General features: G+C 49.4%; 19 protein-coding genes and 8 tRNA genes. 19 read left to right on the forward strand and 8 right to left on the reverse strand.

All coding sequences use genetic code 11. The annotated features are described in order from the left end of the window. Positions 1-2: 2 nt before the first annotated feature. Positions 3-1,937, reverse strand: coding sequence for a PrkA family serine protein kinase (locus L2725_RS13680; protein ID WP_248937134.1), 1,935 nt, complete (start codon positions 1,935-1,937; stop codon positions 3-5). A 219-nt stretch (positions 1,938-2,156) separates the two neighbouring features. Beyond that, a complete protein-coding gene (gene sodB, locus L2725_RS13685; RefSeq protein WP_249249469.1) occupies positions 2,157-2,741 on the reverse strand; it encodes a superoxide dismutase [Fe] in 585 nt (194 codons plus the stop codon). A 225-nt stretch (positions 2,742-2,966) separates the two neighbouring features. Between sodB and L2725_RS13690 the strand changes: the two genes are divergently transcribed. Then, on the forward strand, positions 2,967-3,305 hold the full coding sequence (locus tag L2725_RS13690) for a Grx4 family monothiol glutaredoxin (RefSeq protein WP_115137756.1): 339 nt from the start codon (positions 2,967-2,969) through the stop codon (positions 3,303-3,305). Positions 3,306-3,379: 74 nt separating this feature from the next. Here L2725_RS13690 and L2725_RS13695 read toward each other — a convergent pair whose 3' ends face one another. After that, the gene (locus L2725_RS13695; protein WP_249249470.1) at positions 3,380-4,639 is read right to left on the reverse strand and encodes a uracil-xanthine permease family protein; all 1,260 of its coding nucleotides are present in this window, start codon (positions 4,637-4,639) and stop codon (positions 3,380-3,382) included. Positions 4,640-4,830: 191 nt separating this feature from the next. Here L2725_RS13695 and L2725_RS13700 point away from each other — a divergent pair, with 191 nt between their 5' ends. From L2725_RS13700 to L2725_RS13710, 3 genes are all read left to right on the forward strand, one after another. Further along, positions 4,831-5,919 (forward strand): DUF2066 domain-containing protein, encoded by a 1,089-nt coding sequence (locus L2725_RS13700; protein ID WP_249249471.1) that lies wholly within the window; start codon positions 4,831-4,833, stop codon positions 5,917-5,919. A gap of 113 nt (positions 5,920-6,032) precedes the next feature. Next, complete coding sequence (gene hda / locus L2725_RS13705) at positions 6,033-6,743, forward strand: DnaA inactivator Hda (RefSeq protein WP_248937138.1); 711 nt, start codon at positions 6,033-6,035, stop codon at positions 6,741-6,743. 176 nt (positions 6,744-6,919) lie between these two features. Then, a tRNA-Ser gene (locus L2725_RS13710) sits at positions 6,920-7,010 on the forward strand. A 240-nt stretch (positions 7,011-7,250) separates the two neighbouring features. Here L2725_RS13710 and L2725_RS13715 read toward each other — a convergent pair. Both L2725_RS13715 and L2725_RS13720 read right to left on the reverse strand, forming a co-directional pair. Then, positions 7,251-8,447 carry an acyl-CoA dehydrogenase family protein gene (locus L2725_RS13715; protein ID WP_249249472.1) on the reverse strand — a complete coding sequence of 399 codons (1,197 nt, stop codon included), beginning with the start codon at positions 8,445-8,447 and terminating at the stop codon, positions 7,251-7,253. Then, on the reverse strand, positions 8,425-9,630 hold the full coding sequence (locus tag L2725_RS13720; RefSeq protein ID WP_249249473.1) for an acyl-CoA dehydrogenase family protein: 1,206 nt from the start codon (positions 9,628-9,630) through the stop codon (positions 8,425-8,427). The genes L2725_RS13715 and L2725_RS13720 overlap by 23 nt, the downstream gene beginning before the upstream one ends. 179 nt (positions 9,631-9,809) lie before the next feature. Between L2725_RS13720 and L2725_RS13725 the strand changes: the two genes are divergently transcribed. From L2725_RS13725 to L2725_RS13780, 12 genes are all read left to right on the forward strand, one after another. Beyond that, positions 9,810-9,900, forward strand: a tRNA-Ser gene (locus L2725_RS13725). A gap of 965 nt (positions 9,901-10,865) precedes the next feature. Then, on the forward strand, positions 10,866-11,510 hold the full coding sequence (uvrY, locus tag L2725_RS13730) for a UvrY/SirA/GacA family response regulator transcription factor (protein ID WP_248937142.1): 645 nt from the start codon (positions 10,866-10,868) through the stop codon (positions 11,508-11,510). 18 nt (positions 11,511-11,528) lie between these two features. After that, a complete protein-coding gene (uvrC, locus tag L2725_RS13735) occupies positions 11,529-13,358 on the forward strand; it encodes an excinuclease ABC subunit UvrC (RefSeq protein WP_249249474.1) in 1,830 nt (609 codons plus the stop codon). A 47-nt stretch (positions 13,359-13,405) separates the two neighbouring features. After that, on the forward strand, positions 13,406-13,960 hold the full coding sequence (gene pgsA / locus L2725_RS13740) for a CDP-diacylglycerol--glycerol-3-phosphate 3-phosphatidyltransferase (protein ID WP_115137765.1): 555 nt from the start codon (positions 13,406-13,408) through the stop codon (positions 13,958-13,960). 556 nt (positions 13,961-14,516) lie between these two features. Then, positions 14,517-14,592: transfer RNA gene (locus L2725_RS13745), tRNA-Gly, on the forward strand. Between the two features lies 1 nt (position 14,593). Continuing rightward, a tRNA-Cys gene (locus L2725_RS13750) sits at positions 14,594-14,667 on the forward strand. Positions 14,668-14,775: 108 nt separating this feature from the next. Beyond that, a tRNA-Gly gene (locus tag L2725_RS13755) sits at positions 14,776-14,851 on the forward strand. A 1-nt stretch (position 14,852) separates the two neighbouring features. After that, a tRNA-Cys gene (locus L2725_RS13760) sits at positions 14,853-14,926 on the forward strand. 203 nt (positions 14,927-15,129) lie between these two features. Further along, a tRNA-Gly gene (locus tag L2725_RS13765) sits at positions 15,130-15,205 on the forward strand. A gap of 29 nt (positions 15,206-15,234) precedes the next feature. Further along, positions 15,235-15,308, forward strand: a tRNA-Cys gene (locus L2725_RS13770). A 242-nt stretch (positions 15,309-15,550) separates the two neighbouring features. Further along, complete coding sequence (locus L2725_RS13775) at positions 15,551-16,309, forward strand: 5'-methylthioadenosine/adenosylhomocysteine nucleosidase (protein WP_249249475.1); 759 nt, start codon at positions 15,551-15,553, stop codon at positions 16,307-16,309. Between the two features lie 310 nt (positions 16,310-16,619). Continuing rightward, the gene (locus L2725_RS13780) at positions 16,620-17,369 is read left to right on the forward strand and encodes an enoyl-CoA hydratase/isomerase family protein (RefSeq protein ID WP_249249476.1); all 750 of its coding nucleotides are present in this window, start codon (positions 16,620-16,622) and stop codon (positions 17,367-17,369) included. A 58-nt stretch (positions 17,370-17,427) separates the two neighbouring features. Here the strand turns inward: L2725_RS13780 and L2725_RS13785 are convergent, their stop codons facing one another. Then, the gene (locus tag L2725_RS13785) at positions 17,428-17,703 is read right to left on the reverse strand and encodes an HU family DNA-binding protein (protein WP_115137768.1); all 276 of its coding nucleotides are present in this window, start codon (positions 17,701-17,703) and stop codon (positions 17,428-17,430) included. A 244-nt stretch (positions 17,704-17,947) separates the two neighbouring features. On the opposite strand from L2725_RS13785, the gene L2725_RS13790 reads away from it, so the two are divergent. From L2725_RS13790 to rplY, 3 genes are all read left to right on the forward strand, one after another. Next, positions 17,948-19,318: a L,D-transpeptidase family protein gene (locus tag L2725_RS13790; RefSeq protein ID WP_249249477.1), complete on the forward strand. Its 1,371-nt coding sequence runs from the start codon at positions 17,948-17,950 to the stop codon at positions 19,316-19,318. Between the two features lie 122 nt (positions 19,319-19,440). Continuing rightward, complete coding sequence (gene mepK, locus L2725_RS13795; RefSeq protein ID WP_249249478.1) at positions 19,441-19,989, forward strand: peptidoglycan L,D-endopeptidase MepK; 549 nt, start codon at positions 19,441-19,443, stop codon at positions 19,987-19,989. 118 nt (positions 19,990-20,107) lie between these two features. After that, positions 20,108-20,395 carry a 50S ribosomal protein L25 gene (rplY, locus tag L2725_RS13800; RefSeq protein ID WP_248937148.1) on the forward strand — a complete coding sequence of 96 codons (288 nt, stop codon included), beginning with the start codon at positions 20,108-20,110 and terminating at the stop codon, positions 20,393-20,395. Between the two features lie 212 nt (positions 20,396-20,607). Here rplY and tamB read toward each other — a convergent pair whose 3' ends face one another. After that, entirely contained in the window at positions 20,608-24,480 is a 3,873-nt protein-coding gene (gene tamB / locus L2725_RS13805; protein WP_249249479.1) for an autotransporter assembly complex protein TamB, read from the reverse strand. Next, entirely contained in the window at positions 24,480-26,339 is a 1,860-nt protein-coding gene (locus L2725_RS13810; RefSeq protein WP_428985290.1) for an autotransporter assembly complex protein TamA, read from the reverse strand. The genes tamB and L2725_RS13810 overlap by 1 nt, the downstream gene beginning before the upstream one ends. Between the last annotated feature and the right edge of the window lie 112 nt (positions 26,340-26,451).

A 26,451-nucleotide genomic window follows, 5' to 3' on the forward strand; every position in this document is an offset into this window, starting at 1 on the left:
GGTTAAGAGGACTTTCGTACTCTCAGGTACCATTCGGAGAGCAGGCGCACCTGTTTCTTGGTATAGCCTTTCTCCATCATGCGGTTGACGAAGTCGTCATGCTTACGCTGATCTTCGGTTGAGGTTTTGGCATTGAAGGAGATAACCGGCAGCAGGTCCTCAGTGTTGGAGAACATCTTTTTCTCGATCACTGTGCGTAGCTTTTCATAGCTGGTCCACTGGGGGTTATTGCCTTCATTGTTGGCCCGGGCACGCAGTACAAAGTTCACGATTTCGTTACGGAAATCTTTAGGATTGCTGATGCCTGCCGGCTTTTCGATCTTCTCCAGCTCGCCATTCAGAGCTGCGCGGTCAAACAACTGACCGGTTTCAGGGTCACGGTATTCCTGATCCTGGATCCAGAAGTCAGCATAGGTGACATAACGGTCGAAGATGTTCTGGCCATACTCTGAGTAGGACTCCAGATAAGCAGTCTGGATCTCCTTGCCGATAAACTCGACATATTTGGGGATCAGATAACCTTTCAGGAACTCAAGATAACGCTCGGCCATTTCATTGGGGAACTGCTCCTGCTCAATTTGGCGCTCCAATACATAAAAGAGATGTACCGGGTTGGCGGCAATTTCAGAGTGGTCGAAGTTAAACACCCTTGAGAGGATCTTAAAGGCGAAACGGGTTGATAGCCCCTGCATCCCCTCATCTACACCGGCGTAATCACGATATTCCTGGTAAGACTTGGCTTTGGGGTCGGTATCTTTAAGGCTTTCACCATCATAAACCCGCATCTTGGAATAGATGGAGGAGTTCTCCGGCGCCTTGATTCGTGACAGTACAGAGAACTGCGCCAGAGTTTCCAGCGTGCCTGGGGCACATGGCGCCTGCGACAGTTCGGAATTCTGAAGCAGCTTTTGGTAAATCTGCATCTCTTCGGACACCCGCAGACAATAAGGCACCTTGACGATATACACACGGTCGAGGAATGCTTCATTGTTCTTGTTATTGCGGAAGCTGGACCACTCGGATTCGTTGGAGTGAGCCAGAATAATGCCGTTATAGGGCAGGGCAGACAGACCCTCGGTGCCGTTGTAGTTACCTTCCTGGGTTGCAGTAAGCAGAGGGTGCAGCACCTTGATGGGGGCTTTGAACATCTCCACAAATTCCATCAAGCCCTGGTTGGCACGACATAGAGCACCTGAGTATGCGTAGGCATCTGCGTCATCCTGAGCAAAATGCTCCAATTGACGAATATCCACTTTACCCACCAGAGATGAAATATCCTGGTTATTGTCATCGCCCGGCTCAGTCTTGGCCACTGCCAGTTGATCCAGTACCGATGGATACACTTTAACGACTTTAAAGCGGCTGATGTCACCACCAAATTCGTGCAGGCGTTTCACTGCCCATGGCGACATGATGGTTTTCAGGTAGCGGTTGGGGATCTTGTACTCTTTTTCCAGCACCTTGCCATCTTCTTCTGCATCAAACAGACAGAATGGATGGTCATTGACCGGGCTGCGAACGCCGTCGGCACTGAGAATATAAACCGGCACTTTTTGCATCAGCGCTTTGAGTTTTTCCGCCAGCGAGGATTTACCGCCGCCTACAGGACCCAAGAGGTAAAGAATCTGTTTGGATTCTTCCAGACCCTGTGCGGAATGTTTGAGGTAAGAAACAATTTGTTCGATCGCCTCTTCCATACCATAGAAGTCAGCGAATGCGGGATATCTGGAGATTAGTCGGTTGGAAAAGATACGGCTGAGCACCGGATCTTTTGAGGTGTCGATTACTTCAGGCTCACCGATGGCCATCAGCAAACGTTCTGCCGCAGACACATAAGCGCTGCGATCCTGCTTACAGATGTCAAGAAACTCCTGCAGGGTGTACTCCTCATCAAGCTTCTTTTCATAGCGTTGTTGGTAATGCTCAAATATGCTCATATCGCCCCCCTGAAACGCCTGTCAAATTGTAGAGGCAGGCAGGTCAAATTCTGCTCACCTAGGATTAAGCATAGCGTTAAGAAACCAGAGTTGGCAAAAAAAGTTTAGAAAAAACAATAAGAAATAGTTGCAAAAGCAACAGTTGCACTTGTGGGTGGTGGAGGGAGGAACAACAAAAAAGGAGCCGCTTGGGCTCCTTTTATTTACACCGAGAGTCGCTTAGCCAGCAAAGTTCTGGTTGACGAAGTCCCAGTTTACCAGTTGCCAGAAGTTGGCCAGGTAATCTGGACGCAGGTTGCGGTAATCGATGTAATAAGCGTGTTCCCACAGGTCAACGGTCATTACTGGGGTGACGCCCTCTTCAGTCAGAGGTGTTGCTGCGTTGCTGGTGTTAACGATATCCAGAGAACCGTCAGCTTTCTTCACCAACCAGGTCCATGAGCTACCGAAGTTGTTTACGGCGCTGTCATTGAATTTTTCTTTGAATGCGTCGAAAGAACCGAAAGCAGCATTGATAGCTTCAGCGATGGCACCTGTAGGTTCACCACCTGCATTTGGCGCCAGGCAGTTCCAGTAGAAGGTGTGGTTCCATACCTGAGCTGCGTTGTTGAACACACCACCGGTAGAGGTCTTAACGATCTCTTCCAGAGACTTGCCAGCCAGCTCAGTACCTTCAATCAAACCGTTCAGCTTTACCACATAGGTGTTGTGGTGCTTACCGTAGTGATATTCCAGAGTTTCCTGTGAAATGTGTGGTTCCAAAGCGTTCATTGCATAAGGTAATGCTGGTAATTCGAAAGCCATTTTGCTTCTCTCCATGGATGTCATTGTCTTTAAACAGACTTACTCACTGCGAGCTATTCTACTCAAATTAATTGTGAAGTGAATCATTGTTTGTTTGATTGGATAGATCGACGCCATCTAAAAATCCGTAGATAACATACCCCTACAAACATAGTGTTTTTGTTCTGGTTACGTCTGAAGTACAATGAGGATCACAAAACGATTGTGTGAGCGTTAGGATTCATAATGGAAACTGTAGATAAGATTAAGCAGCAGATCGCTGAAAACCCAATTATTCTGTACATGAAAGGCTCTCCCAAGCTGCCAAGCTGTGGCTTCTCCTCTCAGGCTGGCCAAATCATGATTAACATCGGTGAGCAGTTTGCTTATGTAGATATCCTGCAAAATCCAGATATCCGTGCTGAATTGCCTAAGTTTGCCAACTGGCCAACTTTCCCTCAGCTGTGGGTTGAAGGTGAGTTAGTTGGTGGTTGCGACATCATTGTTGAAATGTACCAGCAGGGCGAACTGCAGACTTTGATCAAAGAAGTTGCAGCCAAATACAAAGGTGAAGAAGAAGCTTAACTCTTCTCTCGCACTCTTCTTCGACTGAAAGTAAAAAACCCCGCATTGCGGGGTTTTTTGTTATCCGGGGGAGCTTACTCCGTCAGATTCTCCCGGGACTGGGCCAGCTCAGCTTTAATATGCGCCGGAGTGGCAGGCAGCACCAGGTTCAGCAGGATAGCAACGATGCCGCACAGGCTGATGCCCTGCAGGCTGAAGGAGCCGATACCGAATGCCATACCGCCGATACCGAACACCAGAGTTACACCCACAATGCACAGGTTGCGTGGCTCACCCAGGTCTACCTTGTTGCGGATCAGGGAGTTCAGACCCACAGCAGCGATCGAACCGAACAGCAGACACATAATACCGCCCATAACCGGCACAGGTATGGTTTGCATCAGTGCGCCCAGTTTGCCGACAAAGGCCATCAAAATGGCCGTGATGGCAGTCCAGGTCATAATGCTGGTGTTGAAATTACGGGTCAGACTTACTGCACCGGTAACTTCTGAGTAAGTGGTGTTTGGTGGTCCACCAAAGGTCGCTGCAGCTATAGTCGCAACACCATCACCGGCCAGAGTGCGGTGCAGACCAGGCTTTTTGAAGTAATCCTTACCGGTCACATTGGAGATCGCCAGGATATCTCCTATATGCTCAACCGCCGGGGCGATGGCAACAGGGATCATGAACAGGATTGCTTGCCAGTGAAACTCAGGCGCGACAAAGTTGGGAATTGCGAACCATGGTGCCTGCTCAACTTTGGTAAAGTCGACAATGCCAAACATCAGGCTCAGTCCATAGCCAACCAGAATACCGCCCAGAATGGGCATCAGTTTCAGCAGGCCTTTGGCCCAAACGGCAATGGCGATAGTGGTCAGCAAAGACGCCAGTGACACAATTAAGGCGGTATCGGGGTCTACCAGGACAGCAGAGCCATCTCCGGTTTTACCCAAAGCCATATTCACGGCCATCGGTGCCAGGCCCAGACCGATAATAATAATCACAGGACCTACAACCACAGGTGGCAGCAGACGGTGAATAAAGCCGGTACCTTTAATTTTCACCATGGTACCCAACATCAGGTACATAACACCGGCAGCCATCAGGCCGCCCATAGTGGCAGGAATGCCCCAGGTCTGTACGCCGTACAGTATGGGGGCGATAAAGGCGAATGATGAAGCAAGGAAGATTGGAACCTGGCGTTTGGTAATAAACTGGAACAGTAAAGTACCAATACCAGCGGTAAACAGGGCAACACTGGTGTCGAGTCCGGTGATCAATGGCATCAAAACCAAAGCTCCGAATGCGACAAACAGCATTTGCGCGCCCTGCAGGGGCAGTGTCAGTCGGGACATGTTTTTCTCTTTTTATTGGGCCAAAACCTTTCTATAGTACCAGCTGATTTTTGACCCGTCCGAGCGTGTGTTCACGAAATTTGTTTTCAATTATCAAGTCACCTCTTCACCCTGTCCGGCAGTGTCTCGCCATCTATAGCATTTGTGGTACACTCAGTACTCCTTAAGCCGGTTAACCTATTTTCCTGTCAATGCTTAAACATATTTTCCTGTTGGTGCTGGTGTTTATACCTGCATTTATAAACCCGGTCTTTGCCGTAGAGGTGAAAGGTCTTGATCAGGCCAGTGTGCCGGTTGAGTCGCGCTCTAATGCCGATAAGAACAAAGCCCTCAAAGCCGCTCTGGCAAAAGTAATCGTTAAAAACACGGGTGATGCCAGTGTGTTGCAAAATCCTGTTATTGCAGCTCAGGTAAAAAATCCAAACGGGTTTCTGGTGCAGTTTGGTTACGAGGACAAAGAAGGGCAGTTGTATCTGAAAGGCCAGTTCGATGAACGCCGGATTATTCAATTGTTGCGTCAGGCTCAGGTGCCTGTGTGGGGCAAGCAACGTCCTTTGGTGCTGGTGTGGCTGTCGTTCCAGGATGAAAACATGCAGAGAAACCTTTTGTCCGACGCATCTGAAGAGGAGCTGCGCAAGTTGTTTGAGCAGGACGCGACAGATCAGGGTTTACCTTTGCTGTTCCCTGTTATGGACTTGGACGACATGATGCAGGTTAGTGAAGCGGATGTCCGGGGCAACTTCCCTGAAGCCGTTTCCAGCGCTTCCGGCAGATACCAGGCTGATTATTTTGCGCTGGCAAATATTCAGCAACAGGCAGACGGCATGACAACCTATCGATTCGACCTTTATCCCATGAAAGAAGATAGCGGGATTTGGCGGCCATTGACCGAGTCGGCCATGACGGTAGTTTCTGATGCAGAAGCGGTTAACGCTATGGTTTCTGGTTTGAGCCAATACTTCGTCGGTCAGTATGCCGTAGCAGATTCCGGCTTCAACGAAGAGGTGTCTGTGGTGTTTGAAGGTATCGATACCATGACAAAACTTAAAGCTCTTGAGCAGTATGTTGGACAGCTGACAGTGGCCAAGACGGCTGTGATAGCCAGTATTCAAGGTGCGAAAGTGGTTTACCGCTTTACTCTGTTTGGTTCAGAGCAAGATCTCGAGCGTCAGCTGAACCTGGAGCCCAGACTGGAAGCCGTGACGCTCGCCGTAGATCCCTTTGCAGAAATAGAGAGCAACGGGAATAATGCAATACCAATGGAATACCGCTGGCACTAAGTCAAAAAGTCACCAAAGAGGCCTGAGTAAGCGCTCAGGCTTTTACCTGGTCGAGATGCCCGTGATACACTGGCATCCATGACTCTCTGTTAATATTATTGAGAAATATCTGAGTGACCCAAAACTCACCTCTGCAATTGTCCTTGCCTGTCCATTTGCCGGATGATGAAACCTTCAAAAGTTATTACCCTGCAGCCGGAAATGATCAGCTAATTCAAAAGCTTCAATCTTCTGCTGCCGGAGAGGCCAGCAAGCCTCTGTATTTATGGGGACCAGGAAAGTCCGGCCGTACTCATCTGCTACACGCTGCCTGTGCCCGTGCCAACGACCTTGAACGCAGAAGTTTTTATATTCCTCTGGGTATTCACGCCAGTATTTCCCCGGCACTGCTGGAAGGGCTGGAACAGGTCGATTTGGTTTGCATAGACGATATTGACGCGATTGCCGGTCACCCCGTCTGGGAAGAAGCCATATTCGATCTCTACAATCGTATGGCAGAGCATAAGCAGGGGGCTTTGGTGGTCAGTGCCAGCAGTTCACCTTCAGAAGCGGGTTTTCTGTTACCGGATCTCGAATCAAGAATGCAGTGGGGGCTGATTTATCAATTGCACCCAATGGAAGATGAGGAGAAGCTGGCGGCACTTCAGCGTCGTGCCGCAATGCGTGGTTTGCAGTTACCTGAAGATGTTGGCCGCTTTTTGCTGAATCGTATGGCAAGAGATATGCGAACCTTGTTTGATGTGCTGGACAGATTGGACAAGGCTTCCATGATACATCAACGTAAGTTGACCATTCCTTTTGTGAAAGAGATGCTCAGGCTCTGAGCGAATAAAGCAGCGTGTTGACGCTGCTTTTTTTTGTTTTTGAATCGTGGAAGTGCAAGTTTTAGCCGTTGATGCTGAAAATTAACGCAAACTGCTTTAAAAACAGCTTGTTGAATTATATTTTGGTGTAAATCGCTTTACAGTATAAACCGGTGAAGATACTATGCATTTCGTTCGGAGGGGTGGCAGAGTGGTTGAATGCACCGGTCTTGAAAACCGGCATAGGTTAATAGCCTATCCAGGGTTCAAATCCCTGCTCCTCCGCCATATTCGATGAAAAGGCTCGCTAGAAATAGCGGGCCTTTTTGCTATTTAGGGTTTAAGGGGGCTAGATCCATCCAGACTCATGTGAAGGGCCAGAATTCCGCCCTAAACTCAATGTGTTAGAGAACGCCAGTAACGAAAGTTACTGGCGTTTTTGTTTATAGATGGGAAGCCCATCCAACTCATACCAAGAGCGTTGATTGGTGTTTTGAGTCATCTTCAATAGCAAGGCTTGCTGCTTCCCTAAGCTGACTTTGTCCTTGGCTCTTTGGGCATGCCCAGCGCCCGTTCGGCGATGATGTTGCGCTGAATTTCATTACTGCCGCCATAAATAGTATCAGCCCGGGAAAACAGATAGAGAGACTGCAATCTGGAGAGCTGATAGGGCGCAGCATTGAGTTCAAGCCCCTCAGGTCCCAGTACATCCATGGCCAGTTTGCCCAGCTCTGCATGCCAGCTTGACCAGTGCAGTTTATACACCAGTGCTTCCGGGGGCTGCTGTGACTGATTGGGATTACTCAGCATTCTGAGAGCATGATGGCGCATGACAACCAGACCTTCCCAGGCTCTGGCAATTCTGTCGCGGATGTGGGGATCTGATGCAGCACCATTACTTATGGCGATCCTGATGATCTCATTGAGTTCATTGCTGAACTGCATCTGTTGGCCCAGGGTGGAAACGCCACGCTCATGGCCGAGCAATGCCATTGCAATACGCCAGCCTTCACCCGGCTTGCCTACTATATTGGCAGCATCAGTGACGGCGTCATCAAAAAACACTTCATTGAATTCGCTGGTACCGGTTAATTGGGTGATAGGTCTGATATCAACGCCAGGTTGATCCAGGGGAACAAGCAAAAAGGAGAGGCTATGATGTCCTGTAGACCCTTGCTCAGTGCGTGCAAGGACAAAACACCAATCCGCTTCGTGGGCGAGGGAAGTCCAGACCTTTTGGCCCTGGATATGCCAACAGTTATCTGTTTCATCCAGTCTGGCTTTGGTGGCGACATTGGCCAGATCTGAGCCTGCGCCGGGTTCTGAGTAACCCTGACACCAGTATTCAGTGCCCTTGAGTATGCCTGGCAGGAATCTTTGTTGTTGCTCTTTTGAACCAAATTGCAACAGAGTTGGACCCAGCAGGCCTATGCCTATATGACCCACAAGACCCGGACCACCTGCTCTGGCATACTCTTCGTGAAAAATCACCTGTTGGTTAATCGTTAAGCCTCTGCCACCGAACTCCCTTGGCCAGCCAATACAGAGCCATCCCGCAGCAGCCAGATGTTGCTCCCATCTTTTCCGTTCGTTGGGAAACATATGTTCATCGCCGGGACCGCCTCTGAACTTCAGCTGCTCATACTCCCCGATCAGGTTATCACTGAGCCATTGGGCGATTTCCTGACGAAATAACTCGTCTTCATGGCTGAAGGTCAGTTTCATAACTGGTCTCCTGACGTTCGATTGGCCCTAAAAGGCTGTCTGCGACTCTCGCTCTATGTATGTTTGCTGCGCCAAACAGGGTGGCACTCGATTGCGCCCTTTTCAGATACAGGTGAACATCGTACTCCCAGGTAAAACCAACTCCACCATGTAACTGCAGCGCTTCCTGAGCACAAAAAGTAAAGGTGTCAGAGCAGACTGATTTGGCCATGGACGCGGCTCTATGCAGTGCACTATCTGATTTGGCTCCCTGACTCCAGGCGTCGGCGATACAGGCGGCGTAGTAGACTGCAGAGATGGCGGACTCCAATTCGAGTTTCATATCTGCCGCTCTATGTTTCAGCGCTTGAAATGAGGCAAGAGGGCGGTTGAACTGTACCCTTTCTTTAAGGTAATCCACAGAGCTTGTCAGGGTGCTGGCAGAGCCGCCGGTTTGCTCTGCTGCCAGTGCAATCCTTGCAAGAGAAAGGATTAACTCCAGCTCTTTGCGCTGATCTGGTTGAGCGCCCAATATGCCCGACTCAGGAACAAACAGCTGTGTAGCGATGATACGACTGAGTTGGCGGGTTTGGTCAAGAGTCGGCAGTGGCAGTCGTTGAATTTGGCAAGCCTTTGGCTCCACAGCAAATAGTTTTATATGACCATTGGCAGGGCTGCGGGCAGCGACAATAAGCAGGTCGCAACTATGACCATCGACAACCTGTTGCCACTCTCCGTTAAGGATTGCGCCACCTTCACATAACGTGAAGCTCGCCTGTACGCTTTGACTGCCCCAATGCCGGTTTTGCAGTGAGCTGCCCGATAGCCAGCCTAAAGAGGCGGTGATTTTCCCCTGCGCCAACTCAGTCAGCCAGCGTTGTTTTTGTTGCTCATTTGCACAGAGTAGCAAGGCATTTGTCGCCAATGCCTGAGTCGCAAGAAATGGAGAGCAGAAAAGCTGCTTACCCATCTGTTCCATGACAATGGCCTGCTCAACGTATCCGAGGCCCAATCCGCCATATTGCTCGGGAATGGTTATCGCCTGCCAGCACATCTCCTCACACACTCGCTGCCATAACTCGGTTATGTAGCCGCGGTCGGTAGCCATTGCTTCACGGATTTTATCGGATGGGCTGATCTCTGTAAGGAAGTCCTGCGCCATATCCATGATCATCCGTTGCTCCTGGGTAAAAGCAAACTCCATTTTGCGTCTCCAAATAAGTGAACACTTGATATTCTTAAGTTTACCCGCGCTGAAATTAATCGGCCGGATGGACGATAGGGTAGTTATTGGGGTTTTGACGCAATAATGAGCGACTGACAGGGTCGACGGTAAAAAGGGGTTTACAGGTGATCTCTGTCTGGGTAATATGCGCGTCGTCCGGAGGGGTGGCAGAGTGGTCGAATGCACCGGTCTTGAAAACCGGCATGGGTTAATAGCCCATCCAGGGTTCAAATCCCTGCTCCTCCGCCATATATAGAAAAGCCCGCTTAGTTTTAAGCGGGCTTTTTGCTATTCGAAGTTTGATGGATGGGATACCCATCCAGACTCATATCAAGGGCTTTAATCCCTGCTCCTCCGCGATATCTAAGAAAGTCTGCTTTTTAAGCGGGCTTTCTGCTATCTGGGGTTTGCAGGATGGGGGCCCATCCAACTTATACCAAGAGCTTGAATCCCTGCTCCTCTGCCATATTTAGGTGAAAAGGCTCGTTAGAAATAGCGGGCCTTTTTGCTATCTAGGTTTTTTGCAGGATGGGGTGCCCATCCAACTTATACCAAGAACTTGAATCCCAGCTCCTCCACTATATTTAGAAGAGTTCGCTTAGTTGTAACCGGGCTTTTTTGCTATTTGGGATTTGGGGATAGGGATACCCGGCCAAATCCTACCAAGGGCTCGAATCTCTGTATCATGTCCCTATCCGCATATTCGATGGCTTCATTCTTGCTTTGAGATAATATCTATTTATTTCAAAATCTTAAGCTTTAAGTGTGGACTCGGTGTTATCAACTAACTGCCGGTAAATGCGTGAAAAAAGAAGAGGCAAACCCACCATGCTGTATTCTGAATATTACATGGCGCTGCATTAGACTTTAGTCGTGTTTGTTTTGTAGCACGTAACTAACCCTAGTGTTACTGTCATACTACTGTTAAAATTGGTAGGTGCAGGCGTCTAAAGCAAAGCTTGTATTGAAGATTGTGCGTCTAAAGGCAGATTATTCTGCGCTTTACATCTGTGACGTAAAGGTTCACATTGTAAACACTTAACTGAATTGTCAGCTGCCCCGCAGGTGTCAATTTAGTCAATGGTTCTCTTTTTAATTCACAGACTTAGATATAGCCAAATTCAGCTTTTATAAAGCGCTTTTATGGGCTAGATTAGCCTCTAAGATGACGTTTGAAGTAAAAACTCAATAATAATGAATGGGAAGGGTAGAAGTTGATTTCTGTATACCTGGTCGATGACCACGAGTTGGTCAGAACGGGGATCCGCAGGATCCTTGAAGATGAGCGTGGTATTAAGGTTGTCGGCGAAGCCGGTGACGGTGAGACCGCAGTTCAGTGGTGTCGTCAGAACGAGGCAGACGTGATTCTGATGGACATGAATATGCCCGGAATCGGCGGCCTTGAGGCTACCCGCAAGATCCTTCGCTATCAGCCACATGCAAGAATTATTGTGCTGACCATTCATACCGAAGACCCATTCCCGACCAAGGTGATGCAGGCCGGCGCTTCCGGGTATTTGACCAAAGGTGCAAAACCGCCGGAAGTGCTGCAGGCGATTCGTCAGGTAGCACACGGTCAGCGTTATCTGTCACCTGAAATTGCTCAGCAAATGGCGCTGAGCCAGTTTAATCAGACAGATGAAAATCCTTTTAAGGCGTTATCTGAGCGTGAGCTGCAGATCATGATGATGATCACCAGTGGTGAGAAGGTCAATGATATCTCTGAGCAGCTTAATCTGAGTCCCAAAACCGTTAACAGTTATCGCTACCGTCTCTTCAGCAAGTTGGGAATTAGCGGTGATGTGGAGCTGACCCGCTTGGCTATTCGATATAAGATGTTGGACACAGGTCAATTTTAATCGATTAGTCGGGGAGTTATGCCGACACAATTCAATCCTTCCGATTTCCTTAAAACGGTTCCCGGTAAGCCAGGGGTGTATCGAATGTACGATGCATCCTCTGTGGTTATCTATGTAGGCAAGGCCAAAGATCTAAAGAAGCGGCTTTCATCCTATTTCCGCAAGAATCTGCCCAATGTCAAAACCCAGGCATTGGTGTCTCATATCGCTCATATTGATGTCACTCTGACACACAGTGAGACTGATGCGCTCATTCTGGAAAATGACTACATCAAGCAATACATGCCTAAATACAATGTGTTGCTGCGGGACGACAAGTCATACCCCTTTATCTTATTGAGTGATCACCGTCATCCCCGGCTTGCCTATCACAGAGGCGCCAAGCGGGACAAAGGCCAGTACTTCGGTCCTTATCCCAATGGTGGCGCGGTCAGGGAAAGTCTGCACCTGATGCAGAAGTTGTTTCCTATCCGCCAATGTACGGATGTGTACTATAAATCCCGTTCCCGTCCCTGTTTGCAGTATCAGATTGGTCGCTGCAGCGGGCCCTGCGTCGGCAAAATCTCAGATGAAGAGTATCAGCAGCAGGTTAAGTTGGCGTCTTTGTTCCTGCGGGGAAAAGACAAGCAGGTGATGTCATCTCTGGTCGGGCAGATGGAGCAGGCTGCTCAGGATATGGAGTATGAGAAAGCGGCCGGGTTCAGGGATCAAATCATGGCGCTTAGACGTGTTGCTGAGCAGAGTGAGGTGTCAGGTAATACTGATGATCTCGATGTTATCGGTGTGCACTATGCATCGGGCATGGCTTGCTTCCATTTGCTGTTTATTCGTGACGGTAAAATCTTTGGCTCTCGAAGCTACTACCCAAAAATTCCGGCTCAAACCGAGCTGGAAGAGATACTGCACTCCTTTATGTTGCAGTTCTACCTCAATGTTCAGGTGCAACGCACCATTCCCAAAGAGGTGATTATTAGCCATGGCTTTGAAGGGGTTACCGAACTCGAGTCGGCGATTAATCAGGCGCTTGGACGCAAAGTCGAGATTAAAACCAGCGTCAGGGGAGAGCGGGCGAAGTATTTAAAGCTGGCCGTGACCAATGCCACCAATGCTGTTGCCAGCCACTTGTCTCACAAGAATACTGTTGAACAAAGATTTGTTGCACTTGAAGAATCGCTGGAGTTGAGTGGCCCGGTATCTCGGATGGAATGTTTCGACATCAGTCATACCATGGGAGAGAGTACTGTCGCATCTTGCGTAGTCTTCAATAGAGAAGGGCCGGATAAGGCTGAATACCGCAGATACAATATCAAAGGGATTACCCCGGGTGACGATTACGCCGCGATGAAACAGGCGATTGCGCGCCGTTTTGACAAAGTGACGGTCGACTCTAAAATTCCCGATTTGTTGTTTATCGATGGTGGCTTGGGCCAGCTGCGTATGGCTCAGGAGATTGTTGACGAGAAGTTTGCGGATATTGAAAAAGCTCCTCAGCTCATCGGTGTTGCTAAGGGTGAAAGCCGTAAACCTGGTCTGGAAACCCTGATCTGGGGGGACAGTGAAGATGAGTTTGCTTTGGAAGATGATTCCCCGGCGCTGCATTTAATCCAGCATATTCGTGATGAATCACATAGGTTTGCCATTACAGGACACAGAAACAAACGACAGAAAACCCGTAACACGTCGACGCTGGAATCTATTCCGGGAGTCGGACCCAAAAGACGCAAGGCACTTTTGCAATTTTTGGGGGGAATGCAAGAGGTTAAGGGAGCCAGCGTGGCGGAATTGGCGAAAGTACCCGGAATTAGCATAGAAATGGCACAAACGATTCACGATGCGTTGCGGGGGTAACAAAATTAAGGCAAGATTGGCGCTGCTTTTGATAAATTGGTTCCAGCATGCCTTTTAATGTACCCATCGCCCTTACGCTGTTCAGGGTTGTTTTACTTCCGGTTTTTGTTGCCTTTTTCTTTTTGCCCTATGAGTGGGCTCCGTTCGCTACTGCATTCGTTTTCTGGCTGGCAGCAATTACAGATGCGTTGGATGGTTACCTGGCGAGAAAGTTGGAGCAATCCACTCGATTCGGGGCCTTTCTTGACCCGGTAGCTGATAAGGTGATGGTCGCTGCTGCTCTGGTTCTTTTGGTTCAGGATTACGACACTGTTTGGTTGACTTTACCTGCGCTGTTTATGATTGGCCGCGAGATAGTTATCTCGGCGCTGCGTGAATGGATGGCCGAGATGGGGAAACGTGGCGTAGTAGCAGTTTCCTGGATAGGTAAATACAAGACTGCGGCCCAGATGTTGGCGATTATCGGTTTGTTGTGGAAACCCAATGAATGGATGGTTGGGTTGGCATTTGTACTGCTTTATATCGCCGCCATTCTCACGTTCTGGTCCATGCTCAGTTATATCATGAGTGCCTGGAAGGATTTGACTGCTGAAGAGCACTGATATCCAGAGTGTCAGAACCCGAAATATTTAAAGCAAACTAAAAAATCCCTGAAGTATTACTTCAGGGATTTTTGTTTTTGAGGAAAGAGTGGCTGCGGCGACTTAATGAGGTGGCTGGCTTGACGGTAGCTTTCAGCCCCTGCAACAGCAAGTGGCGAGATTACAAGGCTTAAATCTGTAATGCCAGTGTTTAATTTATCGGTTTTCAGTGTTAAATCCTGACAGTGAAATGACCGTAGCGATCTTTATTTAATCATATGAATAAAAGGGTTAAAGTTTTCTGTTGACCCTTGGCTCAAATCCGCTAAAGTATGCCCCGTTCCCGGCGATAAGGCGGTGAGCTGGTCTTTGTTCAAGCTTTTATAGTTTGGCAAAAGACCTTAAGAAGTAAGATGCGACATTAACTCAGTTGCAAGAATGAAAGGGCGATACCCTGGAGTTCAGGCAATTACGGTGAAGTCTTAAAAAATGTGAAGCGACATTAGCTCAGTTGCAAGAATGAAAGGACGATACCTTGATTTCAGGCAATTACGGTGAAGTCATTAAAAACAAATATGCGACATTAGCTCAGTTGGTAGAGCGATACCTTGCCAAGGTATAGGTCATCGGTTCGAACCCGATATGTCGCTCCAAGGCGCGATGGCAGAATGGCTATGCTGCGGATTGCAAATCCGTCGATCTCGGTTCGACTCCGGGTCGCGCCTCCACTCTCCAAGAGTGATGCGTTAAAAATTGGGACATTAGCTCAGTTGCAAGAATGAAAGGAGGATACCTTGATTTCAGGCAATTTCGGTGAAGTCATTAAAAACAAATATGCGACATTAGCTCAGTTGGTAGAGCGATACCTTGCCAAGGTATAGGTCATCGGTTCGAACCCGATATGTCGCTCCAAGGCGCGATGGCAGAATGGCTATGCTGCGGATTGCAAATCCGTCGATCTCGGTTCGACTCCGGGTCGCGCCTCCACTTCCTCTCTAATGAGAAAGTGAAGCAAACTTGATATATGCGACATTAGCTCAGTTGCAAGAATGAAAGGACGATACCTTTTAGTTCAAGCAAACTACGTGAAGTCATAAAAAACTAAGATGCGACATTAGCTCAGTTGCAAGAATGAAAGGACGATACCTTTTAGTTCAAGCAAACTACGTGAAGTCATAAAAAACCAAGATGCGACATTAGCTCAGTTGGTAGAGCGATACCTTGCCAAGGTATAGGTCATCGGTTCGAACCCGATATGTCGCTCCAATCTTCAGGTGTTCCTCACCGACCAAAGTGGCGCGATGGCAGAATGGCTATGCTGCGGATTGCAAATCCGTCGATCTCGGTTCGACTCCGGGTCGCGCCTCCACTTTCTTTTCTGAAAAACTCCACATTTAGTTCCACCCTTTGTTTCAGCCTGGCCGTTAGTAGACCAGTACTGCGGTAACCTGCCATCACTCTGATACTGTCTTGATCCTGGCAAATCGTCATATCTGTCCAGCAATTGCTCAAAGCCGCATTAATCCGTTGAATTTAGCTGGAGCTTAACTCAATAATCAGTATGATTTGCGCGTCTTATCCGGACTGTATCTATCCCTACCGAGAAATAACATGCAAAAACTACTGATCCTGCTGACCAGCCTTGTTAGCCTGCTGGGCTTTACTGCCAACGCGAAACCAATTGCCCTGCTGGGTGCGATGGATGTTGAGATTGAAGGTTTGCTGCCGAAGATTGAACATCGTAAGACCCATCAATTGGCTGCAAACACCTATTACACTGGCACAATTAATGGCAAAGAGGTCGTTGTTGCCCGTTCCGGGGTGGGAAAGGTCAATGCAGCTGTTACCACTCATACGCTGATCACCCAATTTAATGTTGAGAAAATCATATTTACCGGTATTGCCGGTGCCGCCAGTTCTGAACTGAATGTGGCTGATGTGGTGGTGTCCAGCGATCTGATCCAACACGATGTCGACCTGACAGTATTTGGCGCACCAAAAGGTTTGTTGGATGGTTACGAAGACAGAGCATTTAAAACAGACAAAGCACTGCAAGCGTTGGCGTTCGACGCTGCCCGTAAGGTTGTCGGTGGTGATAAAGCACATATCGGAACTGTGGTCACCGGAGATCAATTTATTGCCGACAAGGCCAAAGTTGCCGAAATGCAGCAGGAGTTTGATGCCATGGCGGTGGAGATGGAAGGCGCCGCCGTTGCTCAGGTTGCTGATATGTACAAGGTGCCTTTAGTGGTGATCCGGACTATTTCAGATAAAGCCGATGGCAGCGCTCATCTGTCATACGAAGAGGCCAAGCAAGCTACGGCTCACAACTCGGTCGCTATCGTGCTTGAGATGCTTAAGTCGCTATAAGCTTAAGTGAACGCTGAGAATATTCAGGCGCCTTAGGGCGCCTTTTTTGTCACTGTTAGCCCGTCCTGAAAAAGCTATATATCCTTCACTATATATTTTTCGTTAAAACTGATTCTGCCGATTAGCTCATTATCAATCATTTCATCTGAAATTAACCTGTGGAAGGAGCCATGGCAAAGCGTGCCGGGCAATAACATATTTACGCAGGGAGATAATATGAATTACCAGGGTTTCACTACCTTCAGTACTAAGGCAGAGCATACTGACAGTCACTTTTGATTATCCACCGGTCAACGTGCAGGGTCTGCCGATGTTGGCAGATCTGAATATGTTAGCGCAAAAGCTTGAAGCTGACAGCGCGATAAAAGTTGTGGTGTTCCAATCTGCCCATCCGGAAATATTTGTTCGCCACGCCGATACTGAGTTCCTAAAAGATATGTCTGGCAAGGCTGTGTCCAGGAGCGAGGTAAAATTGCTGGACTTGCAGGTGGTACTTGAGCGGATCAGCAAGTTACCTCAGGCTACCATTGCTAAAATAGAAGGCTTCGCACGTGGTGGCGGACATGAGTTTGCACTGGCCTGTGATATGCGATTTGCAGCTACAGGAAAGGCCAGGTTTATGCAAATGGAAGTGGGCATGGGGATACTTCCCTGTGGCGGCGGTGCTGCACGAATGGCGCGTCAGGTCGGATTAGGAAGGGCACTGGAGATAGTCTTGGGCGCCAGGGACTTTGACGCCGAAGAGGCAGAATCATTCGGCACAGTGAACAGGGCGCTGGATCCCGATAAAATTGGGCCATTTGTTGATGCACTGGCAAAACGAATCGCGCTTTGGCCCTCAGCTTCCATTAATGCTACCAAGCAGGCTGTATATGCTTCTATCGACTTACCGATAGCGCAAGCCCTTAAAGAGGAAGCCTATTGGTTGTATCAGGCTACCAGCCAGACGCCGGCATTAACTCGATTCAAGTGGGCAGATGAGCAGGGCGCCCAGTTTGATATGGATAACCAAAGAGTCTGGCCTGAAATGCTGGTAAAAATCCAGGAGATAGAAGACTGACTGCATAGATGAAAAATGCAGAGCTATCCAATAAAAAGCGGCCAACAGGCCGCATTTTTTATGAGTTTACAGCGTCTTTCAACGCCGGAGAAGGTTTAAAACTGGGTTGATTATAACCCTCGATCTCTATGGTTTCGCCGGTACGCGGATTGCGGCCTGTCTTGGGCAGGTAGTATCTGAGTTCAAATGTTCCAAACTGGGGCAGATATACCTTCTCGCCTTCAGCCAGAGCACGATGCAGTTGCTGCAAAATCTCATCCAGCACAGGTTTGGTTTTTGCTTCTGAAAGCGCTAGCTTTTTAGCCATAGCCTGAGTCAGCTGTTTCTTGTTCATTGCCGCTTGATATTTGGGAAAAGGCTAGGTTATATCAGCTCAAGCTGAACATTCACACTGGTGTCAGCTTGAGTGCGCAATAATCCCCCGCTGTGGTCAGGTTTTCATCCAAAACACAAAATTCAGGAAGTTTCACCTGGCGATTTGGTGACCACTCTGGCCTTCTGCCATAATTAAGCCATCTTGAATGTTTGTATGCCGACCAGGGCAATGTCCGGATGAACAACTTCAATGGGGTACAAGTATGAGACTGATGATCCTCGCTCTGATGACATTTCTGGCAGTCTCTCCCGCCAAAGCCGTTGACTCGCAGGCATTGGAGTACTTTGAGCGCCACCTGCACCTGGTGGCATTGGCTGATGACAGCCAAAGGTTTGCTGCCTATTACCAGCTGTTCACTAAGTCTGAAGAATCTAAACAACTGGCGCATCTGGATGACATGCTGATGGACGTCGCTCTGTTTTGGCAAAACCAGGGATTGGCTCATCAGCTTCACAGTGGTCTTAGCAGCCGGCTAGACCGGGTGTTGGCCATTGAACCCAAAGCCAGAGATTACCTCTGGATCACCAACAGAATTCAATATCTGGGCTGGCTGGAAGAGAATCAGAGTTGGGTGCTGCTTTCCGAAGATTTTTGGTTGCGTCCCGGCGATAACCACCGTGGCGTGGTTGCTTTGGCCGAGCGACTTAAACTGCTTGGGGATCTTGACCAAAGTTGGCAGGCAGGACGGCACTACGATCTTGCCCTTGAATTGGCCGTTAAGAAGTTTCAGCAAAGGCATGGACTGGAGATGGACGGGGTCGTTGGACCTCGTACACTGCATTGGTTGAATATGAGTCCTGCAGATCGCGCCACATTACTGGCCAGGAACTTTGTCGAGCGCACCCGCTATCTCGCGGCGATTGGCGACAGATACCTGTTGGTTAACATTCCTGCTTATGAAATGAAGTTGGTGGATAAAGGTTTGCTGCGACTGCACTCCAGAGTCATTGTGGGCAGCCGTTATCGGCAGACACCGGTAATGGACAGTCAGATCAGTAATCTGGTATTGAACCCAAGCTGGCGGGTTCCCCGCAGGTTAGCCTATCGGGATCTCAGGCCTAAAATCCGTCAAGACGGTAGCTATATCGATACCAAGGGATTTGAAGTTTATGACTTCCAGGGCAATCGTCAGCAGCTGTCTGCCGAGGAGTGGCAACAGAAGGCTGAAGGAGGGTTCCCTTACCGCCTGGTGCAGCGGCCCGGGGAAGACAATGCCCTTGGACGTTATAAATTCCATTTTGCCAACGACTACAGTGTCTACCTTCATGACACCCCGGACAAGCACCTGTTTGAACAGGCAGACCGAGCTCTGTCTTCCGGCTGCATAAGGGTTGAAAGAGTCGATGCGCTGGCCAATTGGGTCGCAGCCAATCTGGTGATGGATAAGCAGACCTGGGTGAGTAAGGTTAACGACCCCAATTATGAGACCCAGTGGTTTGCGTTAAACGAAGTCTTGCCCATACACCTGGTTTATTGGACCGCCTGGATGCAAGGGCCGGATAATGCCCAGTTTCGCAGCGATATTTATCGCAAACACCAAACCCGCAGTGGAGGCCTGTCTGCGTCCAGGTAAACCTCATTATTTAGAGATATATTCCGCCTGCTTTAGATGATTTAGTGCAATTAACTTGCGAAAAGACGCCGTAACCGATAATTTGTGCGCCAGGTGTGGTTAAAAATTATTCGGGGTGTTGTTTGCAGTCAGTTTGTCCTTCCAGAAGAATGGCGCTTAAGTTATTGGGAAGTGCCGCCTTATGTTCCGTTATTCCGGGGCAAGCTTACGCCAGCCGTTCAACCAAAGGCAGTCGGTTTCTTGATATGGTCAATCTGCATACGGGTGACAGGTTTGAGGGTGACTTTTGGCATGACGGCAGTTATCAGCAAGCCGCGTTGGACGGTTTCAACTATGTCCTGAGAGACCACAGACAAAATATCGTTGCCCCCATGGATCTGCGGGTGTTTGATATTTTGTTCAACTTGCAGCAAAAGCTGGGTAAAACCGGCGAAATCGAAATCATCTCCGGTTATCGCTCTCCCCACACCAATGCCATGCTGGCATCGAAAAGCGGTGGGGTTGCCAAGAAGAGCTACCATATGAAGGGAATGGCTGTGGATCTGCGTATGCCGGGTGTCAAGCTGGCAGATTTGCGAGATGCAGCCAAATCCCTGAAAGCCGGTGGCGTTGGCTTTTATCCGAGAAGTGACTTTATCCATGTAGATTGTGGCCCGGTACGTTACTGGTAAGAATAGGTTTTGCTTGTAGGGTCCTGTATTCCTGTGCTAATATCCGCGCGCTTTAACTGGGTCGGTATTGGTCGAAAATACCGGCACGTATTTACTATTGAATTAAGTGAGAAACACAATGTCTTACACTATCGAAGCACAAACCCGTACTGACTTGGGGAAAGGTTCGAGCCGCCGCCTGCGTCGTGAGGGTAAAGTTCCAGCAATCATCTACGGTGCTGGTAAAGAAGCTGTATCTATCGTTTTCGCGCACAAAGATATCATCAACATCCAGACCAACGATGATTTCTACACTTCTGACCTGACCATCGTTCTGGACGGTAAAGAAGTTAAAGTTCGCGCTCAAGCTATGCAGCGTCACGTGTTCAAGCCTATGATCGAACACGTTGATTTCGTATACGCTTAATACGAATTTCACGGAAAAGGCGCCTTTATGGCGCCTTTTTTGTTTTTGTTGATTGCTATAACTATCCCACTATCCCACTATCCCACTATCCCACTATCCCACTATCCCACTATCCCACTATCCCGTGAGTTTGATTGACTGACAGGTCTCGATGGTGGGATGACAGTGGCATCGAAACAAAAAGCCCTGCAACAGAGCAGGGCTTTTGGCTATCAGTTCAGGTCAAAGCTGTAATAGAGGTCCAGGGATTGATCCAGGGTGCCTGATACTGCTTCCAGGTATAGTCGGGTAAGCAGGTAGTAGCGCACGGTTAACTCATAACCCGGGTTGAATACGCCAATACCATATTTGACCATCAAACGGTCACCTATGTAGCCACTGATCGCGACCTTGCCATCATCATTGGCATCCAACTGAATGTCAGAGATACCTATCTTCTCTGCGAGGCTGGTGGCAGCATTGCCGATATTACCTATGGCACCATCTGCCAGCTGAGTGCTCAGTGTCAGTGCCGCGCTCATCATCAGGGCGTCGTTTTGCTCCTTGTTATTGAAGCCACTGCCTTTGATGATGTAAGAGAGGATCTCTGCCTGCTCCATCGCAGGATTGGAAAACAGGTTTACCTGGGGCCGTGCAGGTGTTCCTGTAATACGTATACCGGCGGTAACGTCACCGGATTCATCTTTGACGACTCTGACCGCTTCAATATTCAGGTTGGGCTCCCCGGCAGGGCCAACAAACTGCAGTTCACCTGTACTTATCTGAAGGCGTTGCCCCAGGAAGCGGTAGCTGCCATTCAGCACCTGTATCTCGCCAAACAGCAGAGGTGGTCTTGAAGGTTGTTGCTGCAGCGTCAGGGTACCGGCAAGGTTACCACTCAGACCCATACCACTGATATTGACCTTATCATCCACTTTCACATTCAGCTCAACACTGACGGGGTAGGGCTTGGCTTTGGCGGCCTCTGCTGAGATGGAGTCCTGAAACACCACGTCCGGCGACAGAGGCACGCCACCCGCTGCCATCTGCACAATTTTGATATCACCGTCAGGAACATTGATTGTTCCGGCGACATGAGTGCCTTGTGGGGTGAGGCTGATAGTCAGGTCCGGACTGATCTGCACAATGGCGACCGGCGGTGCGATCACCTCGAGTCGATCACCCTTGATACTGATGTCACCACTGGCTTTACCCTGTTGCCAATCCAACTTGCCGCCCAGTTCGCCTGTACCTTTACCCATGGTCCAGCTGCCGTCGAGTTGGGCCTGCTGACCGGCGAATGTCATGGTCACTGCAATGTTCTCGAGCAAGGTAGGGTTGGCTGCGGCAGACAGTGAACCTTGCTCCAATGCCAGTTGTCCTTCGACCTGGGGGTTGCCGAGAGTGCCGGATAACTGCATCTGGCTGCTCAGCTTGCCAGCCAGGGTTTCGATTTGTGGTACAAAAGCCTGCAGGCCTGCCAATTGCAGATGCTCAATAGCAACATTACCGCTGAGCTTTCTGTCACTGGCGACACTCACCTGAAGTCGGCTCGACAGGGAAGCCAGCGAACCCGCATCTATATCTGTGTTCAGGGTCAGTTGATCCTCATTCAGCAGCCCCGCGACTTCACCGCCATTGTAGTTGATGGTGGCTGGCGCCTGCTCTTTACGGGTGACAGTCACCGAGCCTGGCTTAAGCTGCAACAACAGATTGGCTGATGGTCGCTTACCCGGTTGCCACTTCAACTCTGAATTGAGGGCAACCGGTCCGTGCCATTTGATTTGAGCTGGCATCAATGGCGCGATAATGGCACCGGGATCTCCCTCGAAAGATATGCCTGCTTCACCCTTATCCGCGAGAGGAACCTCTTTATCCAGACACAGGCGGCCGTCAGCGCCCATCAAACAAAAGTCACTGACTCTGCCCTGATTGTTCTGTAAGTTCCAATCTATATGCAGTGGCTTATCAAGACGCCATTGACCAATGACACTGGCGATATCCAACTGGCTTATCTCGCCTTTGATATCACCAGTATCCTGGTTGTATTCACTGTCTACCCGGGTATCCACTCTCACTTCCCCCTGGGTGGTCAATGACAGCTTTTGCTTGTTTAAATCACCCTGACTCCAAAGGGTGAGAGTTTTCAGGTCATTTTCTTCAAAGCTCAACGCTTCGCCGCCAACGGCTAGGTTATAGGCGTGTTGACCCATAAGATCGACCCAGGCATTGATACCCAGCTCATCAATTTCAAGCTGTTGGAGGCGGATATTGGCGAGCTGGCCATCCAGTGTCAGGCGCGGGGCGTCCTCTTTACCTGTGACTCTGAGGTCTGCCTTAATACTGCCTTTGGCATCTTTCATCCAGGGAGAGAGGCTGGGCACATCCAGGTGACCTGTGAGATCCCATTGTTCGCCGGTGCTGCCCCTGGCAATCAGGCTGGCCCCCAGAGCCTTAAGCTGAAGGTTATCGGCTGCAAAATGCAGCTTATTATCCAGAGAAAGGCTGCCGGTAAGATCCAGCGGGTAGCCGTCCAATAACCCATACAGAGACAGGGCCGGCAAGCTGACCTGCCAGTTATCACCTTTCAACTGGCCGGTGCTGGTCAGCTCAGCCTTAATTCTGCCTTTAGGGAGCGCGGTACCATTGGGGAGACTGACCAGGCCCGGATTAAGCTGGTTTCCATCCAGGCTGACTTGCCAGTTAAGCTCAATATTTTCACCAGAGCGGTAGCCAAGGTCGCCAGCCAGGTGGAGAGTGGTGTCTCCGGACACCAGTTGCAGGTGAGGCAGTTTCAGTTCTCCCTCACCATGATTTAACTCGGCAGCAAACTGGGTTTGTGGGTAAAAGGGAGTGGTGATATCACCGGAGAGCACGGCTGACTGATGCTTGATGGTTCCTTTGGTGTGCAGATTAAGCCTGTGGGCACGATACTCTGGGTTATTTAGTGGCCATCTCAATGCTTTTGCAGACAGTGCCAGGGTATAGGGCAGGGTGGCATCAGCCAGATCTGTGGTCAGATTGAGGGTAAAGTCGGTATCTCCTTTACCTGAGCCTGTCACCACAAGCCGGGTAAAGTCGCCTTTGGCATCAAGAGCCAGGCTTTGATTGCCCAGCCCGGTCACCAGTGAATCTTGATTCAGTTGAGCTTTGGCATTGATATCCATTGGATAATGCTTATCCAGGGTGATATTGCCACTGACGCTGACTGACCCCATATCATGGTCTGCTTCCAGCTGCTGCAGTCGAATTCGGGTACCAAGATACTCCCCGGTCAGAGACAGCTGGGCAAAATGGTCTTTACGTTCACCCAGTTTTAACAAGCTGTTTGTCAGCTGCAGCTCTTCCACTATGACAGGTACAGGGTTGTAGACCTTTGGCAGATTGGCCAGAGCCCATTGGTCACTGGACTTGTCTGTTGCTTCAGATTGAGAGTCACCTTTGCCCAGAGGAATATCGACCAGTAATCCTTCACTTTCCAGCTTATGAACCCTGATGCCGGAAGTTGGCCAATCGGCAGATGCCGAAAGTCGGTTTGCATTGAACTGCATTTGATCAACTGAAACCTGAATGCCTTTGAGGTCACTGTCGGTCAGGCTGATACTGAAGGGCAGCTGCACAGGGGTATCACTCCCGGCTATATCTTCAGGTTCGCCATCGGGCTGGGTATTCGGCGCAGGATCTGCACTGAAGGCCGAGGTGGTGACTACGACTTCTACTGAGGAGGTTTCCAGATTATTTACGCAAATCTGTTTGTTCAGCAGACATGCGGGACGCCAGGCCAGATGCAGGTCATTGGCATCGACACTGACACCATCCATCGACCAATGGGCATGACTCAGGGTGATATCTTTATTCAACCTGCCGCTTTGATACTCAAGATCAAGATTTGGCACCAGGCTGTCTGCCAGCATTACTGCAATTCGACTGCCAAAAGAGGTGCCGATCAGCAGGGCAAGGGTGACCAGCAACAGCAGTGGCAGATAGATGATAAATCTCAGCACATTTTTGATGATACGGCCAATGAGTCCCCGCTTTTTGGTTGGAACTGAAGGGGTGGGCTGCTGTTGTGGTGCTGGTGGTACGGACATCTGATCCTCTGTCATTACAACACACTCCCCATCGTCAGGTGAATGCGCCAACTGCGATCCAGGGTTGCGGTTTTATTCAGGCCAAAACCTACATCCAATTTGATGGGACCTACTGGAGAGATCCAGTGAATTCCCGGACCTACAGCCACGACAGGTTTGAACTCATTTTTATCGAAGGCGTTACCTGCGTCGACAAAGGCTGCCAGTCGCCAGCTTGGGGTCAGGTAGTACTGATACTCAAGGCTACCGACCGCCAGATAGCGGCCACCAATCACTTCTCTGAGTGTGCCTTCAGGGGTTTCTGTGTCTATTGTGGGTCCCAATTCCTGATAACCATAGCCGCGGATACTGTTATCACCACCGGCAAAATAGCGCAGAGAAGGGGGCACTCTGGCCAGATCCTCATCCGGTACCAGGTTGATGCCCAGATCCAATCTGGCTACCAGTCTGTGCTTGCTAAAGAAGGTATCGACCCAAAGGTAACTGGCCTGCATTTTGGTGAGGCGAATCTCAGAGCCCAGACTGGGATCGGCGTACTGAATACTGTAAGTGGAGCGATAGCCGGACTTGGGGTCCAGTGTGTTGTCACCACGTTTGGTCTTTTGAATACCTGCACCGAACAGCACATACCTTGGGTCATACTCCTGACCCGACTGTTTATAGCTCTCCTGCAGTCCCTGAATCGAATATCCCAGCAGCCAATTTCCTTTCAGTCTTTGCTGACGAAGTACTTCAACAAAGCCTTTGGTAGATTCAAGCTGTCCTGTGGTATCGAACTCCCGGGCGTCAGGGTCATAAACCTGCACCACACCGTATCTGTCTTTCAGCAGGCCAAGTTTAATTTGTAACCTGTCATCAAGAGGATGAGTCAGGGGGATGGTGTAGGTACTTTGAAAACGGTAACTGTCCTGGGCCAGAGAGTCCCGGGACCATTCAATCGTGGTCTCCTGACTATGGCCATAGGAGTTAATCTTTGGCGTGCGCCAGGTGACACTGGCCTTGGGCTCAGGCTTATTCTCTGAGGTGTTACCAATCTCAACACCTATACCCAAATCAATGGTATTGGCTGGCTTTGGAGTCAGTTGCACACTGATGGGCACCTGAGTATGACTGGCCTGCTCAATCTGAGGGATCACCTTAATATTGGAAAAATAGCCGGTATCCAGCAACTCCCGGTTAAGGTTGCCCACTTTCTGGGTTGAATAGGCGGAATAAGGTTTAAAGGGGATCAATTGCTGCAGCATATCCGGCTGCAGATCTGTGCCTTCGAATTTGACCTCTCCAAAACGATAGCGGGGACCCGAATTCAGATGCAGGGTAATGGTTGCCGTGTTGACATCCCGGTTGACAGTGATCCTTGAGGTCACATATCTGGCGTTGAAATAGCCCTTTGATAAAGCCAAGGCCAGTAACTGAGATTTCACCTCTTCGTAGCTGCCCTGATTGAGGACGTCTCCTGGCCTGAGTTTGACTTTGGCCAGCCATTGTTCAAAGGCGGGGGAGTTACGAAACTTGCCGTCTACCTGAATATCCACCCACAGAAGGTGCACTGCTGGTCCCGGGTTGATTTTCAAATCAAGAACCCAGGGACCTTTATCATGTCTCTGCAGCTCCTGCTCCAATGCACCGTGGTAGTAGCCCATAGATTCAAGGGCGGCATTAACGTTGTCTTGCACGGTAAACAGAAAGGCACGGCGCTGAGCATCATTTTCCGGCAGGCTACCGAGGTGTGCATAAATATTACGGGACAAACCCTCATCTACGCCGGTAACTTCAACGGTTAGCCAGGGCTTTTTCTTGGTTTTCGCTTCGGCCGTCATTGGTGCAATCATGACCAGGAGCAGCAAAAAAACAATGGGCCGGAAAGGAAGCATCAACATCTGGGTGGCGGGGTCCAACTGAGCTTAATTAATAAGTTGCCACCAATTGTCACCGCATTGTGGGGTAGAGGCAAGCAGGTGATTGCAATCAAAGGAATAAATGACT

The organism is Shewanella corallii (genome assembly GCF_023349125.1).
GTDB classification, from domain to species: Bacteria; Pseudomonadota; Gammaproteobacteria; order Enterobacterales; family Shewanellaceae; genus Shewanella; species Shewanella corallii.

Excerpts from the sequence above, each read along its gene's own strand:
- tamB (WP_249249479.1), bottom strand. The coding sequence starts at position 24,480 with ATGACAGAGGATCAGATGTCCGTACCACCAGCACCACAACAGCAGCCC.
- uvrC (WP_249249474.1), top strand. The coding sequence starts at position 11,529 with ATGCCGACACAATTCAATCCTTCCGATTTCCTTAAAACGGTTCCCGGT.
- L2725_RS13680 (WP_248937134.1), bottom strand. The coding sequence starts at position 1,937 with ATGAGCATATTTGAGCATTACCAACAACGCTATGAAAAGAAGCTTGAT.
- L2725_RS13790 (WP_249249477.1), top strand. The coding sequence starts at position 17,948 with ATGAGACTGATGATCCTCGCTCTGATGACATTTCTGGCAGTCTCTCCC.
- L2725_RS13720 (WP_249249473.1), bottom strand. The coding sequence starts at position 9,630 with ATGGAGTTTGCTTTTACCCAGGAGCAACGGATGATCATGGATATGGCG.
- L2725_RS13695 (WP_249249470.1), bottom strand. The coding sequence starts at position 4,639 with ATGTCCCGACTGACACTGCCCCTGCAGGGCGCGCAAATGCTGTTTGTC.
- rplY (WP_248937148.1), top strand. The coding sequence starts at position 20,108 with ATGTCTTACACTATCGAAGCACAAACCCGTACTGACTTGGGGAAAGGT.
- sodB (WP_249249469.1), bottom strand. The coding sequence starts at position 2,741 with ATGGCTTTCGAATTACCAGCATTACCTTATGCAATGAACGCTTTGGAA.
- L2725_RS13715 (WP_249249472.1), bottom strand. The coding sequence starts at position 8,447 with ATGAAACTGACCTTCAGCCATGAAGACGAGTTATTTCGTCAGGAAATC.
- L2725_RS13700 (WP_249249471.1), top strand. The coding sequence starts at position 4,831 with ATGCTTAAACATATTTTCCTGTTGGTGCTGGTGTTTATACCTGCATTT.
- L2725_RS13690 (WP_115137756.1), top strand. The coding sequence starts at position 2,967 with ATGGAAACTGTAGATAAGATTAAGCAGCAGATCGCTGAAAACCCAATT.
- L2725_RS13810 (WP_428985290.1), bottom strand. The coding sequence starts at position 26,339 with ATGCTTCCTTTCCGGCCCATTGTTTTTTTGCTGCTCCTGGTCATGATT.
- pgsA (WP_115137765.1), top strand. The coding sequence starts at position 13,406 with ATGCCTTTTAATGTACCCATCGCCCTTACGCTGTTCAGGGTTGTTTTA.
- L2725_RS13780 (WP_249249476.1), top strand. The coding sequence starts at position 16,620 with ATGTTGGCAGATCTGAATATGTTAGCGCAAAAGCTTGAAGCTGACAGC.
- L2725_RS13775 (WP_249249475.1), top strand. The coding sequence starts at position 15,551 with ATGCAAAAACTACTGATCCTGCTGACCAGCCTTGTTAGCCTGCTGGGC.
- L2725_RS13785 (WP_115137768.1), bottom strand. The coding sequence starts at position 17,703 with ATGAACAAGAAACAGCTGACTCAGGCTATGGCTAAAAAGCTAGCGCTT.